This window comes from Paenibacillus sanfengchensis, from assembly GCF_036864765.1.
GTDB classification, from domain to species: domain Bacteria; phylum Bacillota; class Bacilli; order Paenibacillales; family Paenibacillaceae; genus Fontibacillus; species Fontibacillus sanfengchensis.
The window spans coordinates 420,143-436,799 of sequence record NZ_JBAGJC010000005.1 but is presented as its reverse complement, the minus strand read 5'-3'; the positions used below and the strand labels follow the sequence as shown (position 1 = coordinate 436,799).

At 55.4% G+C, this 16,657-nt stretch carries 13 protein-coding genes; 11 read left to right on the top strand and 2 right to left on the bottom strand.

The window, feature by feature from the left end; all coding sequences use genetic code 11:
- The first annotated feature begins 52 nt into the window (after window positions 1–52).
- The 7 genes from V4U84_RS13880 to V4U84_RS13850 all read left to right on the top strand — a co-directional run bounded on the left by V4U84_RS13880 (window position 53) and on the right by V4U84_RS13850 (window position 8,683).
- Window positions 53–793, top strand: a complete 741-nt coding sequence (locus V4U84_RS13880) for an SDR family NAD(P)-dependent oxidoreductase (RefSeq protein ID WP_334075251.1) — start codon at window positions 53–55, stop codon at window positions 791–793.
- A gap of 48 nt (window positions 794–841) precedes the next feature.
- Complete coding sequence (locus V4U84_RS13875; RefSeq protein ID WP_334075252.1) at window positions 842–1,486, top strand: ThuA domain-containing protein; 645 nt, start codon at window positions 842–844, stop codon at window positions 1,484–1,486.
- A gap of 728 nt (window positions 1,487–2,214) precedes the next feature.
- Complete coding sequence (araA, locus tag V4U84_RS13870) at window positions 2,215–3,702, top strand: L-arabinose isomerase (RefSeq protein WP_334075253.1); 1,488 nt, start codon at window positions 2,215–2,217, stop codon at window positions 3,700–3,702.
- A gap of 121 nt (window positions 3,703–3,823) precedes the next feature.
- Complete coding sequence (locus V4U84_RS13865) at window positions 3,824–4,915, top strand: GntR family transcriptional regulator (RefSeq protein ID WP_334075254.1); 1,092 nt, start codon at window positions 3,824–3,826, stop codon at window positions 4,913–4,915.
- A gap of 142 nt (window positions 4,916–5,057) precedes the next feature.
- On the top strand, window positions 5,058–5,747 hold the full coding sequence (araD, locus tag V4U84_RS13860; protein ID WP_334075255.1) for an L-ribulose-5-phosphate 4-epimerase: 690 nt from the start codon (window positions 5,058–5,060) through the stop codon (window positions 5,745–5,747).
- Between the two features lie 51 nt (window positions 5,748–5,798).
- Window positions 5,799–7,469: a ribulokinase gene (locus V4U84_RS13855; protein WP_334075256.1), complete on the top strand. Its 1,671-nt coding sequence runs from the start codon at window positions 5,799–5,801 to the stop codon at window positions 7,467–7,469.
- Between the two features lie 71 nt (window positions 7,470–7,540).
- The gene (locus V4U84_RS13850; protein ID WP_416367245.1) at window positions 7,541–8,683 is read left to right on the top strand and encodes a sn-glycerol-1-phosphate dehydrogenase; all 1,143 of its coding nucleotides are present in this window, start codon (window positions 7,541–7,543) and stop codon (window positions 8,681–8,683) included.
- Window positions 8,684–9,328: 645 nt separating this feature from the next.
- Here the strand turns inward: V4U84_RS13850 and V4U84_RS13845 are convergent.
- On the bottom strand, window positions 9,329–10,264 hold the full coding sequence (locus V4U84_RS13845; protein ID WP_334075257.1) for a LysR family transcriptional regulator: 936 nt from the start codon (window positions 10,262–10,264) through the stop codon (window positions 9,329–9,331).
- 153 nt (window positions 10,265–10,417) lie between these two features.
- On the opposite strand from V4U84_RS13845, the gene V4U84_RS13840 reads away from it, so the two are divergent.
- Both V4U84_RS13840 and V4U84_RS13835 read left to right on the top strand, forming a co-directional pair.
- Window positions 10,418–11,332 carry a DMT family transporter gene (locus tag V4U84_RS13840; protein ID WP_334077344.1) on the top strand — a complete coding sequence of 305 codons (915 nt, stop codon included), beginning with the start codon at window positions 10,418–10,420 and terminating at the stop codon, window positions 11,330–11,332.
- On the top strand, window positions 11,316–12,056 hold the full coding sequence (locus V4U84_RS13835; protein WP_334075259.1) for an SDR family NAD(P)-dependent oxidoreductase: 741 nt from the start codon (window positions 11,316–11,318) through the stop codon (window positions 12,054–12,056). The genes V4U84_RS13840 and V4U84_RS13835 overlap by 17 nt, the downstream gene beginning before the upstream one ends.
- 411 nt (window positions 12,057–12,467) lie before the next feature.
- Here the strand turns inward: V4U84_RS13835 and V4U84_RS13830 are convergent, their stop codons facing one another.
- Window positions 12,468–13,385, bottom strand: coding sequence for an ArsR/SmtB family transcription factor (locus tag V4U84_RS13830; protein ID WP_334075260.1), 918 nt, complete (start codon window positions 13,383–13,385; stop codon window positions 12,468–12,470).
- 371 nt (window positions 13,386–13,756) lie between these two features.
- On the opposite strand from V4U84_RS13830, the gene arfA reads away from it, so the two are divergent.
- A complete protein-coding gene (arfA, locus tag V4U84_RS13825) occupies window positions 13,757–15,268 on the top strand; it encodes an arabinosylfuranosidase ArfA (protein ID WP_334077343.1) in 1,512 nt (503 codons plus the stop codon).
- A gap of 28 nt (window positions 15,269–15,296) precedes the next feature.
- Entirely contained in the window at window positions 15,297–16,637 is a 1,341-nt protein-coding gene (locus tag V4U84_RS13820) for an ABC transporter substrate-binding protein (protein ID WP_334075262.1), read from the top strand.
- The last annotated feature ends 20 nt before the right edge of the window (window positions 16,638–16,657 follow it).

Here is a 16,657-nt window from a genome sequence, read left to right as displayed (position 1 = left end):
CAATGAAGTTGAGCAGCACTCATTTTGATCTTCTACAAGGAGGACAGGCTTCATGGACATCAGGGCATTGGTTACCGGGGCGGATCACGGCGTCGGGTTGGCCTTGGCCGAAACGCTGTTGGAGCAAGGCGGCCGCGTGTTTGCCGGCAGGTACAATCCCCGCGAAACGGCGTTGGACGAGCTTAGTCGGAGGTATCCGGACCGTCTGACGACGGTTTCGCTCGACATCGGCAGCGATGACAGTGTGCGGGAAGCGGCGGAAACAGTAGAAAAGCTGACGGGGCGGCTTGATCTTTTGATCAATAACGCGGGAATTTTGGGGGACACGGAAGCGACCATCCGGGAAGGGAAGATGGATTTCGAAGAGATGCTGAAAGTCTACAATGTCAACACGCTCGGGGCCTTGCGGGTGACCAAGGCGTTTCTTTCGCTTCTGTTGAAGGGTGAAGCCAGAATGATCGCCAATATTTCCTCGGAAGCCGGCAGCATCGGGCAAAACAAGCGGAGCGGCTGGTTTGCTTACTGCATGTCCAAAGCGGCGCTCAATATGCAATCTAGCCTGGTATTCAACGGGATCAAGGAAGCGGGAGGACGCGTGCTGGTGATCCATCCCGGGTGGGTCCGGACTTACATGCGGGGAGAACTTGATGCGGCTGCGGACCTGACGCCGGCGGAATCGGCGGAGAACATCATCTCCCTGATCAGGGAACGCATGCGTCGGAGTGCCGAAGGAGCAAGGAACGGAGAACAGCCTGAATACATTGATGCGTATGGAGCGCCATTGCCTTGGTAGGCCGGGTATCACAGTTCGTATCACGAGAAGGAAAGGGGAACGACCGGGATGACAAACGGAAAGCCGAAGGTACTGTTGATTGGAGATTATGCCGAAGCGCCGTATCATCCGCTCGGCGCGGTGGAGGGGCGGCTGCGAGAGCATTTGGAGGAACGTTGGGAGTTTGCCGCGACGGAAGATTACGGGCAATTGACCGGCGATCAAATCGCCGGGACCCGACTTTGCATCTCGTATGCGGATCGTTGGGACCGTCCGGCGACGTCGGAGCAGACGGCGGGGCTGGTTTCTTTTGTCGCCGGAGGGGGCGGGTTGCTGGTGCTGCACAGCGGTATTTCCCTGCAAGCGCGACCCGAGGCGGCCCAAATGATAGGGGCGCGTTTTACCGGACATCCCCCATACCGGGAGCTTGAGTTTAAAGTCGCCAGTCCGTCCCATCCCGTAATGGAAGGCATAATTCCGTTCACGATGGAGGAGGAGCCATACCGGTTCGAATTCGACCCGTTCAGCGATCATGAAATCCTGCTGACTTACCGGGATGATGAAGGCGGCGACTGGCCGGCGGCTTGGGCCCGTAGGTTCGGACTCGGGCGGATCGTTTTTTTGATGCCGGGACATCACCTGGCGTCCTTCCAGCATTCCGGCTACGGCAAACTGATCCGAAACGCGGCCGACTGGGCGGGCCACCGCATTTAAAGCGGAAAAGCGCCGTCCCACTTGTCGGGGTTCAGAAGGCGGTATGCAACTATAACGGCAGCACTCCGGGAGCATCAGCATCAGGGGCTGCTTTGGTTATGAAAGCGATCCAATTACCGGGAATTCCGCCGCTAATCGGGAGCCTCTGCTGCAGGCAAGGGGCAAGTTGCCGGAGAAGCTGCCGTTAATTCGTCCGAATTTGCGGCTATATAGGCTGAACTATTGTTTGGTTCGAATTAAAGGGAATTCTTCCCGTTAATTTGGTGCGTATGCGGCGGGAGAGGTAATTTAGCTGGAAAACCTCCTGTTAATTCGCCTGAAATTCTGAATATCGGCCATTGGGTCGCGAAATAGCTGGAGCTTAACCAGCTAAATCCGATCCAAGAGCCAAGAGCGGTGCATTAACGGGAGATTTTCCCGTTAATGTGTAGATCTCCGACGTTGGCGCTTTATATCTACAATTGTGGATATTGGCAACGTAGCGGCGGTTCGGCCGTGAGATAGCTGGAGCTTTTTCAGGTAAATCTCATTCATGGCCAAGAGCGGAAAATTACCGGCAGGTTTTCCCGTTATTAAAATTGATTTTTTAAGTCTTGCTATTTGAGCAAAGTCGGAATAAAATAAGAACAACAGAAGTTGTACGTACAACAATATAATATATCAAGTTATCCAAATTATTGTATGTACAAGGGATGAAACATTTTACTTTATATAGGAGGCGTTTAGACATGAAATTGAAACCGTATTCATTTTGGTTCGTTACCGGAAGTCAGCACTTGTACGGTCCGGAAACGCTCGAGCAGGTCGCCGAGCATTCCCGGATTATCGCCGAGCAATTCGATCAGGACCCGGTGTTCTCTTCCCCTGTCGTATTCAAGCCGATCGTAAAAACTCCGGATGAAATTTACAATCTCTTGCAGCAGGCCAACAGCGACCCTTCTTGCGCCGGTGTAATCACATGGATGCATACCTTCTCCCCGGCCAAAATGTGGATCGCCGGTCTGGCGCAGCTGCAAAAACCATTGCTTCATCTGCATACCCAGTTTAACCGCGATATTCCTTGGGAATCGATTGATATGGATTTCATGAACCTGAATCAATCCGCCCATGGCGACCGGGAATACGGCCATATCGGCGCCCGTCTAGGCATCGCGCGCAAAATCGTCGTCGGCCATTGGGAGGACGGCGAGGTTCGCGGCGATATCGCGGCCTGGATGCGGACGGCGGTTTCGCATGCCGAAAGCCGCAGCCTGAAAGTGGCGCGGTTCGGCGACAACATGCGCGAAGTGGCCGTAACGGACGGCGACAAAGTATCCGCGCAAATCCAATTCGGCTGGTCCGTGAACGGCTACGGGATCGGCGATCTGGTCCAAGTGATGAACGAAGTCAGCGACGCCGAAGTGAAGGCGCTGCTGGAGGAATACGCGGACAAGTACACGATCACCAAAGAAGGTCTGAGCGACGGGCCGGTCCGCGAATCCATCGCATACCAGGCGCGGACGGAAATCGCCATGAAGCGGTTTCTTGAAGAAGGCGGGTTCGGCGCGTTCACGACGACCTTTGAAGACCTGCACGGGATGAAGCAGCTTCCGGGACTGGCGGTGCAGCGCTTAATGGAAGCGGGCTACGGCTTCGGCGGAGAAGGGGACTGGAAGACGGCAGCCCTCACCCGCGTGCTCAAGGTGCTTGCGAATAACAAGAGCACTTCGTTTATGGAGGATTACACCTACCACTTCGAGCCGGGTAATCATATGATTCTCGGCGCGCACATGCTGGAGGTATGTCCGACCATCGCGGCGACGAAGCCGACGATCGAGGTGCATCCGCTGGGCATCGGCGGCAAGGAAGACCCGGCCCGGATCGTCTTCGACGGACAGGATGGACCGGCGGTCAACGCCTCGCTGGTGGACCTGGGCCATCGCTTCCGGCTCCTTGTCAACGTCGTCGACGGCGTGAAGGTGGAGAAGCCGATGCCGAAGCTTCCGGTGGCCCGCGTACTGTGGAAGCCGCAGCCGTCGCTGCGGGAATCCGCCGAGGCCTGGATTTTGGCCGGCGGTGCGCATCATACGGTGCTGTCTTTCGCCATGACGGCCGATCAACTGTGCGACTGGGCGGACCTGGCCGGCATCGAAGCGGTCATTATCGACAAGGACACCGATATCCGCCGCTTCAAGAACGAGCTCCGCTGGAGCGACGCGGCTTACCGCTTAAGATAACCGCCTGACCGCTCCCCTCCGGATTTGCCCCCGCCTGTGATACAATAGCGGTTAGAGTGCAAAAGGCGCGCCGCGCATCAACCAGTACGGCGGCCGGAGTAAATGAAGGATGGATCAAAATATGGAGAATCGCAAAATTCCAAAGTACATGCAGCTGAAGCGCGAGCTGCTGTCCTGGCTGCAATCGGGTAGACTGCAGCCGGGCGCGCAGTTCCCTTCCGAGAACGAAATCGCGGAGCAGTTCGGCCTCAGCCGGCAAACGGTGCGCCAGACGTTCGGCGAACTGGAAAATGACGGGTGGCTGGAACGGATCCAGGGAAAAGGCACATTCGCCCGGAACCCGCAGCGTAGGGACAGCGAACAGGTCAAGACGATCGGCATTATAACGACGTATATTTCCGACTATATTTTCCCCCATCTCGTCAGGGGGGCGGAGGCGGAGCTGCGCAGCAGGGGATATCGGCTCCTTCTCAGCAGCACGGACAACGCCAAGGAGAAGGAAATGGAGAGCCTGCAGCTGATGACCAGCCAACCGCTCAGCGGACTGATCATCGAGCCGACCCGAAGCGCGGAAGGCAATCCGAATCTGCGGTTCTTCCTGGATTTGCAGGCCAAAGGCATCCCTTATTTGATGATCAACGAGAAATACCGGGAACTGGAGTGTCCCTGCCTGAAAGTCAACGACGAAAGCGGCGGCTATAAAGCGGCGTCGTATTTGATCGAACGGGGACATGAGGGGATTGCGGGTTTCTTCAAAAGAGACGACCTGCAAGGAGTCGGCCGGTTAAAGGGATTTTTGGCCGCCCATAAGGACTACGGCATTCCTGTAGTTTCCAACCGGGTGATTACCTATACGACTGAGCAGAAAAAAGACCTCCCCTTTCAGGAAGCCCTGAAACTGCTCGGCAGTCCGCGGGGGGAGCGGCCAACCGCATTTGTGTGCTACAACGACGAGCTGGCGGTCATGCTGATGGAGGCCGCGGCCCAGTGCGGGCTTCGCGTTCCGGAAGATTTGTCGCTGATCGGCTTCGACGATTCCAGCCTGGCGGTTGCCTCGGGGACGAAGCTGACTACGCTCACCCATCCGAAGACCGAAATGGGCGAGACGGCCGCCAGACAGCTGGTGGGAATGATCGAGGACGGAGCCGAATATGAAGACATTCTGTATGAACCCGAGCTGATTGAACGGGATTCGGTTATTACCAGAAAATAAACGTTAAAAGAAAAACGGGTGATCCCTTCTCTTCCGTATCAAAGGAAGGGAAGGGGGAGCTTGCCGGGTGACTTGTACGTACAATAATATTTTTGAATAAGGAAAGAGCAACGATCAAAAAAGGGAAAGGAAGTGGCTGAACATGCTGGAAGCGCTGAAGCAGCAGGTGCTGGAAGCCAACCTGGAGCTGCCCAAATACGGGCTGGTTACCTTTACGTGGGGAAATGTCAGCGGCATTGACCGGGAAACCGGGTTGTTTGTCATCAAGCCAAGCGGGGTTCCTTATGAGGAGCTGAAAGCCGAGCACATGGTCGTCGTCGACCTGGAGGGCCGGGTCGTGGAAGGAGATTTGCGTCCTTCCTCCGATACGCCGACGCATATGGTGTTGTACCGCGCGTTCCCCGGCATCGGGGGCGTAGTTCACACCCATTCGCCGTGGGGTACGAGCTGGGCGCAGGCCGGGCGGGCGCTGCCGGCTTACGGAACGACGCATGCGGACTATTTTTATGGAGAGATTCCCGTGACGCGCCCGATGACGAAAGAAGAAATCGAAGGCGCCTATGAACTGGAAACCGGCAATGTCATTGTCGAGCGGTTCCAAGACCTCGATCCGAATCAGGTGCCCGGGGTGTTGGTCCACTCGCATGCCCCGTTCGTATGGGGGAAAGACGCCCATAACGCGGTGCATAATGCCGTTGTGCTGGAGGAGGTGGCCAAAATCGCCGCCCGGATGCTGCAAATCAATCCGGACACGCCGCCGATGGATCAAACGCTGCTCGACCGCCATTTTTTGCGTAAACATGGGGCCAACGCTTATTACGGCCAGAAATAACGGATAGCCATGAACTTATAAAATTAATTGAACGGTTCAGGAGGGTTAGCGATGAGCAAAAAATATACGATCGGCGTCGACTACGGGACTCAATCGGGACGCGCCGTGCTGGTGGATCTGTCCAACGGACGGGAGGTTGCCGACCATGTCACGCCTTATCCCCACCATGTCATCGACGAATTTCTGCCGGGCTCGGGCATCAAGCTCGAACACGACTGGGCGCTGCAGCATCCCGATGATTACCTGGAGGTTATGCGGAAATCGGTTCCGGCGGTCCTTGCCGAATCCGGAATCGATCCGTCCGACGTGATCGGCGTCGGCATCGACTTTACGGCCTGCACGATGCTGCCGATCGATGAGAAGGGCGAGCCGCTGTGCTTTGACCCGGAATACGCCGAACGGCCGCACAGCTGGGTCAAACTGTGGAAGCACCATGCGGCTCAACCGGAAGCCGACAAAATCAATGAAATCGCCGCCGCCCGGGGCGAGGACTTCCTGCCGCGCTACGGCGGGAAGATTTCCTCCGAGTGGATGATCGCAAAGGTGTGGCAAATCCTGGACGAGGCACCGGACATTTACGAGCGGGCCGACATGTTCCTGGAAGCGACGGACTGGGTCATTTCGCAAATGACCGGCAAAATCGTCCGCAACAGCTGCACCGCGGGCTACAAGGCGATTTGGCATAAGCAGAAAGGGTACCCGGACAAGGCGTATTTCAAAGCGCTCGACCCGCGGCTGGAAGATTTGACGGACACGAAGCTGCGGGGCGAAGTGATCCCGCTCGGCACCAGCGCGGGCGGACTTACGCCGGAGATGGCGGCCATCATAGGCCTTCAACCGGGCATCGCCGTAGCGGTGGGCAACGTGGACGCCCATGCCGCCGTTCCCGCGGTCGGCGTCGTCACGCCGGGCAAATTGGTTATGGCGATGGGTACCTCGATCTGCCACATGCTGCTGGGCACGGAGGAGAAGCAGGTCGAAGGGATGTGCGGCGTCGTGGAAGACGGCATCATCCCGGGGCTGTACGGCTACGAGGCCGGGCAGTCGGCGGTCGGGGATATTTTTGAGTGGTACGTGGAAGAAGCTCTGCCGGCCTACGTCAGGGAAGCGGCAGCCCAAGAGGGGATCGGTGTTCATCCATGGCTGGAACGGGAAGCGGCAAAATACAAGCCGGGCCAGACCGGACTGCTCGCCCTCGATTGGTGGAACGGAAACCGGTCGGTACTGGTCGATACGGATTTAACCGGCTTGATCCTCGGCATGACGCTGTTGACCAAGCCGCAGGAAATTTACCGCGCCTTGCTGGAAGCCACCGCGTTCGGCACGCGCAAGATCGTCGACGCGTTCCACTCGAACGGCGTGGCGGTGGATGCGCTGTACGCCTGCGGCGGGCTGCCGCAAAAGAACCGGCTGCTGATGCAGATTTATGCGGACGTTACGAACCGCGAAATTTTTGTCGCCGATTCCAAGCAGACGCCGGCGCTCGGCGCCGCGATGTTTGCGGCGGTGGCTGCGGGCGCGGAAGCCGGCGGCTACGATACGATCATTGACGCTGCGTCGCAAATGGCCCGGGTCAAGGAAGAAACGTTCAAGCCGATCCCGGCGAACGTGGAAGTCTATGAGCGCTTGTATCAGGAATACAGCAAGCTGCACGATTACTTCGGCCGCGGGGAGAACGATGTGATGAAGCGGCTGAAGGCCATCAAGAAGTCCGCGGAATAACCGAACCCTGGACCGCGTTATAAGAGTACTTCGTTATAGTAAGAACGTAAACGGAGTGGGGAGGAATCGGAATGTCCATGTCCATGGTCAAAGAAACGTCGTTTTTTGAACGGATCGTCCTCGAAGCGGGAGCGCTGTCGCAGGTGGCGCCGTATTTGCGGGAGCGCGGCAGCCGCCGGCTCCTGCTGGCGGCGGACCGTAACACCTATGAAGCCGCGGGCCGGGAACTCGAACGGATGCTCGCCGAGGCGGAGCTGGAACCGGCGCTTTGCTTGCTTGCGCCGAATGAAACGGGCGATGTGGTGGCCGACGAGGAATCGCTGATCCAACTGCTGCTGGCGATTGAACCGGGAATGACGGAGGCGCTGGTGGCGGTCGGCTCGGGGACGATTCACGATATCGTCCGTTTCGTCGCGCACAAGAGCGGGATCCCGTTCGTCTCCGTACCGACGGCCCCCTCGGTGGACGGGTTTACGTCGGCCGGCGCCCCGCTGATCATCCGCGGGACCAAAAAGACCGTGCCGGCCGTGCCGCCGGTTGCGATCTTCGCCGATCTGCGCATCCTGATGCAGGCGCCCCAGCCGCTGGTGGCCGCCGGATTCGGCGATATGCTCGGCAAAACCACGTCCCTGTTCGACTGGAAGTTCTCCAGCCTGACGGCGGGGGAACCGTACAACGAACAGGCCGCGCTGATCACCGAGCGGGCGCTGGCTTCCTGCGTGGAACATGCCCGCGAGATCGGCGAGCGCACGGAACGCGGCATCACCGTGCTGATGACGGCGCTGATCGAGTCCGGCATCGCCATGCTGCTGTTTGGGCAGTCGCACCCCGCTTCCGGCGCGGAGCACCATCTCTCCCATTACTGGGAGATGGAGTATTTGCGCCGGGGCCGCCGGGCGCTGCTGCACGGCGCCAAGGTCGGCGCGGCCTGCGCCGAGATTTCGCGCCTCTACCATGACGCCGCCGAGCGCGGCGTCTATCCGGGCGGCGAGCCGGAGGCGCTCCGCCAGCACGGCGGGCAGGTGCGCGAGTGGCTGGCTGCCGTGCTCGACGAGGCGGCCATCCGCGAGCTGCTCCGGCTCGCGGGCGGGCCGTCCAGCCGGCAGGAGCTCGGCATTGACGACGAGCTGCTGGCGGCCAGCCTCCGCGAGGCGCATCTCATCCGCGACCGCCATACGCTGCTGCGGGCGCTGAACGAGGCGGGCACGCTGTAAAAGGCCCGCCAACCCAAAAACGAGCTGACGAGGGGTACCCGTCGTCAGCTCGTTTTTGGTTAGTGGCTTTAGTCAGTTAGCACGCGAAGCGTGCGAAACAAAAAATCACCTGCTATGCGGGTGATGTAGTGATGCTTATAGCAAAAAAAACACCTGATGGGTTCGTTATCATAGGGGTGTTCAAGCTACTATGTATAACGAAACGAAAAGGTAAGCTTAATGGCTAATCGAAGTGATATGTCACATACAAAGAGGCGCCTAGCGTGCTTCCAAACTTCTAACTCCAAAAAGATGCAAATCTGCAGGTATTTAGTCTTATCCGCGAGGGGATGCGAAAAAAGATGCAAATCTGCAGGAATTACTAGCGATTTTAGAGAAACGAGCCGGTTTCGTCAAAAATTCCTGCAGATTTGCAGAAATTTTGAAATTTTTGGCCACGAACAAGAAAAAAACATGCACATATGCAGGAATTCTATATTATCAAGGTTGCTGAAGGGGTACTAGCAATAAACGTACCCCTTCTGGGGTAGGCAAAAGCGGCAACAGCATAGTCGCTTGAACGAAGTGAAAGCTAGCGCCTTTAGACGCGAGCCGGAGTAATAAAGGCTTATAGCCTAAGAGCAATGATTCGGGGTAGGTCTGTTCCTACTTTCGCACCTGCACCTGTTCCCGCTCCTTCGCCAGCCTCTGCTCCTTCTTCTGCTCCTGCCCCTGCTCCTGTCCCCCCGGGTTCAAACCCAAAAGCTTAAGCAATGCGCGCAAAGCCGGTGTCATGTACGCATCCTTGCGGTAGATCAGCTCGGTTTTCATGTGACGGATCGCCTCGGGTACTTCATGAATTCGCAGGGAGCCTGCGGTTCCCGGTATTTCGGCGACGACCCGGGGAACGAGGGAAATGCCGAGTCCGGAGGAGACGCCGCCCAAAATCGCTTCCAAGGTGCCGAATTCCATCGTTTTGAGCTGCCGGACTCCCTGGGAGTGCAGCCAACTCTCCAGAATCTCGCGGTACGAGCAGCCTTTACTGTACACGAGATTCGGCTTGGTCAGGGCGTCCTCCGGTTCGGTGATCCAGGGGGCGGAAATGAGGACGACCTCTTCGTCGAAAACGGAGAGCGTCGTAAGCTCGGGATGGCGGCACGGCGTACTGATAAATGCGACATTCAGCTCATATTGCAGCACCTTCTCCATCAGTCGTTCGGACAAATCGGTGGTAAGCGTCAGTTCCACTTTGGGATGAAGCTCATAATACCGGCTCAGCAGCTTGGGCAGCCGGACGGCCGCCGTGGTTTGCGGGGCCCCGATCAATAAAGGCCCGCTTGGCTCGCTGGACGGCGAAAGCGCGAGGGCGGCTTCCTCCAGCAGGCCGATAATTTTGTCGGCATACACCAGCAGGGTTTGGCCGCTGGAGGACAGGGTCATCCCCCGGTTATGCCGGTGGAACAACGCCGTGCCGATTTCGCTCTCCAACTGGCGAATGCGGGCGGTGACGTTGGACTGGACATAGCCGAGCCGCAGCGCGGCTTTAGTAATCGAGCCTTCATAGGCCACCGCTTGAAAAATACGCAGGTCCGCACTTTCCACAATTCATCTTCCTTTCATCATTCCGGTATAAAATTGACTTGGTATCTATTTTAGTGATATCAAATATCTTTAACGTTCATTATACATAAACGCAAGACTCCTCTACAATACAATCATGATCGACGACAGCAAGATCGCAAGGAGGTTTGCATGATGAGTATAGGCAGGTCCAAATTTACCGTTTTGATCCTTTTGACCACCTTTTTAATGGGGGTGGCGTTTCCGGTCGGAAAAATGGGGCTATCCTACGCATCGCCTTTTTTTCTGATGGGACTCCGCTTTGTTCTGGCCGGAGGCTTGCTGGCCTTTTTCGTGAGGAAGCGCAAGCAGCCGAAGGGCGGCAAACAGTGGCTTCAAGCCGCCGTGTTGGGATTGTTTCAATCCGCAGGCGTCATGGGGTTCGTCTTTTTCAGCATGCGCTGGATCAATTCGGGGGAATCGGCCATTATTACAAGCACAAGTCCGCTTATGGTGATCGTGCTGGGAGCTGTTCTTTACGGGAAAGTCTACCGTTGGCGTCAGTGGATGGGCGTTGTTATCGGCTTTGCCGGCGTCGTCTTGACCTTTGGGCTCCATGTCCGGATCGAACCGGGAACGCTGATCTGTTTTGCCGGCGCCGTTTGTTTTACGGTCGCGACGCTCCTGATTAACCGGTATGGCCCGGAGTTCGACATGACGGTGCTGGCGGCGTATCAGATGCTGGCTGGCGGTATCGCTCTGCTTATCCTGAGCTCGCTCGCGGAAGAACCCCGGTTTGCTGTGAACGCGGCTTCGCTGCTCGTGCTGTTTTGGCTCGCGGTGATGTGCTCGATCGTCCAGTTCTCGCTCTGGTTTTATTTGCTCAAGCACGGGGACCCGGCCCGCACCAGCGCTTTTCTGTTTCTCGTGCCGCTCTTTGCGGTGCTTTGCAGCTTCATCCTGCTTGACGAACGGATCGCTTGGTATGTTTATGCGGGAGGGGCACTGATCTGCGCGGGCGTATTTATGGTCAATTGGGATGGCGGACGTAAAGGCAGTCTTGTCCATATCAACGAAGGGATGGGGATCACAGATGGAATGGGAAAATAAGGTAGCTTTGGTCACCGGCGGAGGCACCGGCATCGGGAGAGCGACCAGTCTGCGGCTTGCTAGCCGGGGAGCGACCGTCGCCGTCAATTATTCGCGGTCGGCCGCGGAGGCCGCGGAAACCGTCCGCGCCATCACGGAGACTGGCGGAAGAGCGATGGCCTTCCAGGCGGACGTATCGCGGAATGGGGACGTCAGCCGGATGGTTGAAGGAGTCGTGCGGGAATTCGGGACAGTGGATCTTTTGGTCAACAATGCGAGTATCACCCGGCATATCGCCATGGATGATCTGGAGGCCGTTACGGAGAAGGTCTGGGAGGAGCTTCTTGGAGTCAACGTTGTCGGCATGTTTTATTGCGCCCGGGCCGTGGCTCCTTACATGAAGGCCTCCGGCGCAGGGGCGATCGTCAATGTGGGCAGCATCGCGGGGCTTACCGGCAAGGGTTCCTCTCTTCCTTACGCCGTTTCCAAATCGGCCGTCCACGGTCTGACAAAGTCGTTGGCTCATGCCCTCGCCCCCGAAATCCGGGTGAACGGTGTCGCCGCCGGCGCGGTCACGACCCGTTGGTGGGAGGGCCAGGAAGCCCGGATGCATTCGTTAATCACTCAACTGCCTCTGGGGCGGATTTCACCGCCTGAAGAAATCGCCGACATGATCTGCGCCCTGCTGGAGCAGCCCTCGATCACGGGACAGATCATTACGGTTGACAATGGCCAGACAATGTAAGCGTCGGCCGCCGCATTACCGGCGCTTTTGGAAGCTAGGGCGGTGGCGATGGGCTTCGTCTGGGCCTGCTGCTCACCCAACTTAACTCCTGCTCCCAAGGACGTAATAGACGCTATTTCGCGCAAAGTTGCACTTTTGGAATTCTAACGGAAGCCATAGCGCCTTATTGTGCATATTAGCGTCCGAATGGCCTCGTTTTGCTGAAATTGCCGCTAATACGTCCGTTAGAATCTCAATTCGCCCTATAAGTACGAAATAGCTGCTAAAGCTTCCGTTGCCGTAGCTTCCGTTACTGTGGATTCTCCCAAAAGGGATCGTCGGTGCTTCGACGTTAAAAAGAGCCCAAACTCGCGAGTTTGGGCTCTTTGTTGCGGGGGGGGGGGGGGCTAGCGCGCCTGCCTCCGGCTTATGTCAATCGCCGTGCACATCGTACAGCACCCGCGCCAGCAGGTCCTGGCTGTAATTGCCGAAGTTTCTGCCGTAGATGGTCAGTCCGCGCTTGTTGAACGATTTCTCCGTTACGGCGATGCGGAACGTAATCTCGCTCTTGTAGTCGAGCTGAATTTGGTCCAAGGTGACATCGGAAATGCGGCAGCCGTCGATAAAGCTTCCTTCATGATTAATGCGGATCAGCTTGAGCATGCCGTATTGGTTCAGATGCGGAGGCCACCAGTCCGGATTGAACGTGCCGCGGGCATCGCCGAAGTCTCCCGGGCTGGTCCAATAGCCGATTTCAATTCCGTTGACATAAAAATAAATGTCCGACGGGTAATTGTCGCAATATCCGGGTGCCTCCGAGCCCAGTTCCATAGAGAACTGAATCTCGCGGAAGGTCTGGTTCGGCTTGAGATAGTTCGGGATCCGGTATTCCAGGTACCCCTCGGTCAACCAGATGATTTCCGAATCGATCCGTTGCGGGTCGGCGAAATACCGGGGGTCGTCAAAATCGCCGATAATGCTGTCCTTGGTCGCCAGCCCGCAGGTCGGCAAGGCCTGATAATTGCTGTAATGGCCTACCTGGATTTCCACTTCGTACAGATTTTCGACCTCTTTGCTTTTCAGATCGACCATCAGCTTGTCTTTATTAAGGTAGCAAATTTTCTGGATGCCGTGTTTCCCGACCGTCGTGTTAATTTCAATCAAACCGCTTTCTTCCAGCTTCTTAATATGCATCGTAATCGCCCCGTTGCTGAGATTCAGCCGCGTCGCGAGATCATTCAGGTTCAAGGCTTGATTTTTGGCCAGCAACTCCAGGATCTGAATTCGAATCTCCGAGCTCAATGCTTTAAAAATATCGATCCCGCTCATCAAATCCTTGATGTAAATCATAAGATAACCCTCTTCCGCTTATAGTAGACACCATTTACTTTAAATAATTATAAATCATCCCATCTTTATAATAAAGAAATATATCCCATAACCCTAGAAAAAGAAGAGAAAAGGCAAATGCCCAACAAAAAACATGCATAGTATTTATATTAGTATGAAACAAATGATATAAAAATGCCTAATATACAATTCGAATTATGCTGAAATATAGCGAAAAAACGTTTAATTTTATAAAAACATAAAAAGTTTTAGGTTTATATATTTACAGTGCCTTTGTTATGTGTTATTTTATACCTGTAAGCGTATTCATTCAAGTTTAATCGAAAAATTTTAAGATAATTTAAAACGGAAGGTGATAAAAGGTGGCGCCAATGTCAACAGGATCAAAAGCCAAAATGATAGTGGACAAATCGTTCCGGATTTCCGAGATCGATCCGCGGATTTACGGTTCCTTCATCGAACATTTGGGAAGGGCCGTGTACGGAGGAATTTATGAAGCTTCCCATCCGGACGCCGATGCCGCTGGTTTTCGCAATGATGTCAAACAACTGATCCGGGAACTGAATGTGCCGATTATCCGATATCCCGGGGGAAACTTCGTATCGGGCTATAACTGGGAAGACGGGGTCGGACCGGTGGAGAACCGGCCTAAACGGCTGGAGCTCGCATGGCGAACCGTTGAGCCGAACCATGTCGGCACCAATGAATTCGTGAAATGGGCCCGTGAAGTCGGTTCCGAAGTGATGATGGCCGTGAATTTGGGCACGCGCGGTGTAGATGCGGCAAGAAACCTGCTGGAGTACTGCAATCATCCGGGAGGAAGCTACTGGAGCGATTTGCGCCGGAGCCACGGTTATGAACAGCCGCATCGGATCAAGACCTGGTGTCTCGGCAACGAAATGGACGGACCTTGGCAAATCGGACAGAAGACGCCGCAAGAGTACGGAAGATTGGCGTACGAAACCGCCAAGGCGATGCGGCTGGTCGATCCGTCCATAGAGCTTGTTTCCTGCGGCAGTTCCAGCACAGGTATGCCGACCTTCCCGGAATGGGAAGCTGTCACGCTGGATCATACCTATGAGGTTGCCGATTTCGTCTCCTTGCACCAATACTACGGCAACCGGGACAACGATTCGGCCAATTTCCTGGCCAGGTCGATGGACATGGAACATTTTATCAAGACAGTGGCGTCAACCTGCGATTATGTCAAAGCGAAGAAGCGGAGCAAGAAGACGATGTATCTCAGCTTCGACGAATGGAATGTTTGGTATCACTCCAATGATGCCGACGCCAAAATCGAACCTTGGACCATTGGCCCTCCGCAGCTTGAGGATATATACAACTTTGAAGATGCGTTGCTGGTCGGCAGTATGCTGATAACGATGCTCCGCCATGCCGACCGGGTGAAGATGGCCTGCCTGGCCCAACTGGTTAATGTCATCGCGCCGATCATGACGGAGAACGGTGGCCGCGCCTGGAAACAGACGATCTTCTTTCCGTATTTGCACGCTTCTCTGTATGGACGCGGCGTTTCCCTGCAGCCGATTGTGGACTCTCCGCGTTATGACGCACAGGATTACACCGATGTTCCTTATCTCGATACCGCCGTTGTATACAACGAGGCGGAGGAAGAGGTTACGATTTTTGCGGTCAACCGGAATCTGCATGAAGCGCTGGATCTGGAATGCGATGTCCGCAGCTTCGCAGGCTACCGGCTCGTCGAGCATATCGTGCTTGAGCATGAAGATTTGAAAGCGGTGAACACCGCGGCTGAGGAGAAGGTCAAACCTCATTCCGGGGGAGGAGCTTCATTGCGTGACGGCTATGTCACCGGCAGACTTGCTAAAGCTTCCTGGAATGTGTTGCGTTTGAAAAAGGCTTAGGCCAACTAAAGAAGCGGAGGGGTCAAATATGAAGAGAAAGTGGTTTATCACACTGCTGGCGCTGATGATGACAACGGCTTTATGGGGATGCGGCGGCAAATCGTCTTCCTCAGCCGGAGCGGGCGGGGAAACGACCGTGCTCGAAGGGGGAGCAGGGGAAAAGGCTACGGAATTATCTTATTGGACATTTGTCGAACTTCACGGCCAGCACTTCGAGAAAATGCTTCAGAAGTGGAATCAAGCGAATCCGGACCGCCAAATCAAGCTGAATGTCACCGTTATGCCTTATGACGATATGCACAATAAACTTTCGATTGCCGTCCAAACCGGCGTGGGTGCCCCGGACATTTCCGATATCGAACTGGGGAAATTCCCGGATTTCCTGAAGGATACGCCGCAGTTGGTGCCGCTGAACGATGTTATCGATCCTTACAGAGATACCATCGTCAAATCGAGAATCGACATTTACAGCAAAGATGGCCAAAATTACGGCATTCCTACTCACGTAGGCGCTTCGGTAGCTTTCTACAACACGGAGATTCTGGAGGAAGCGGGCGTCGATTACAAGAACATCGTCACATGGGAAGATTTCAAGCAGGCGGGCATCAAAGTTTACGAGAAGACCGGCAAATACATGGGCACAGCTGATACGAGCGCAACCTGGCAGTTATCCCAACTGCTTGCCCAGCAGGGCACCGACTTCACGGATGACCAGGGCAATCCGCAAATCAATTCGGAAGCGATGGTCAAAGCCCTTACGATCCTCAAGGATCTGAAGGACAACAATGTCATCGCCACGATCGCCGGAGGCCAGCCGGATACGGAAGAAGCTTATGGCGAATTCAATGCCGGCAATTACGCAACCGCATTCATGCCTTTATGGCAGATGTCGAGATACACCAACTACATGCCCGAACTGAGCGGCAAAATTGCCCTTGCTCCGATTCCGGTCATTGAGAAAGGCATGCCGAGATCCGTCGGCGGCGGCGGTACGGGGACCGTCGTAACCAAAACGGCCAAGGACATTCAACTGGCCAAGGACTTCCTTGCTTTCGCCAAGCTGTCCGAGGATGCCAACATTGAAATTTGGAACACGCTCGGCTTTGATCCGGTCAATATGGATATTTGGAACAAAAAAGAAGTTACACATAACCCGGAGAATGCGTTTGTGAAGTACTTCCAAAACAACCCGTTTGACGTCCTGAATGAAATCAAGGATGAAATTCGGATGATCAAGTCCACCTCGGCTTCGCCGACGATTAACAACGTGCTCTGCACCGTGACATTAAATGAGATTTTTGAGGACGGCAAGGACATTAAGCAGGCGTTGGACGATGCGCAAGCCCAAATTTTGCAGGAATTGAAATAAGCGGTACGAATCCAAACCAG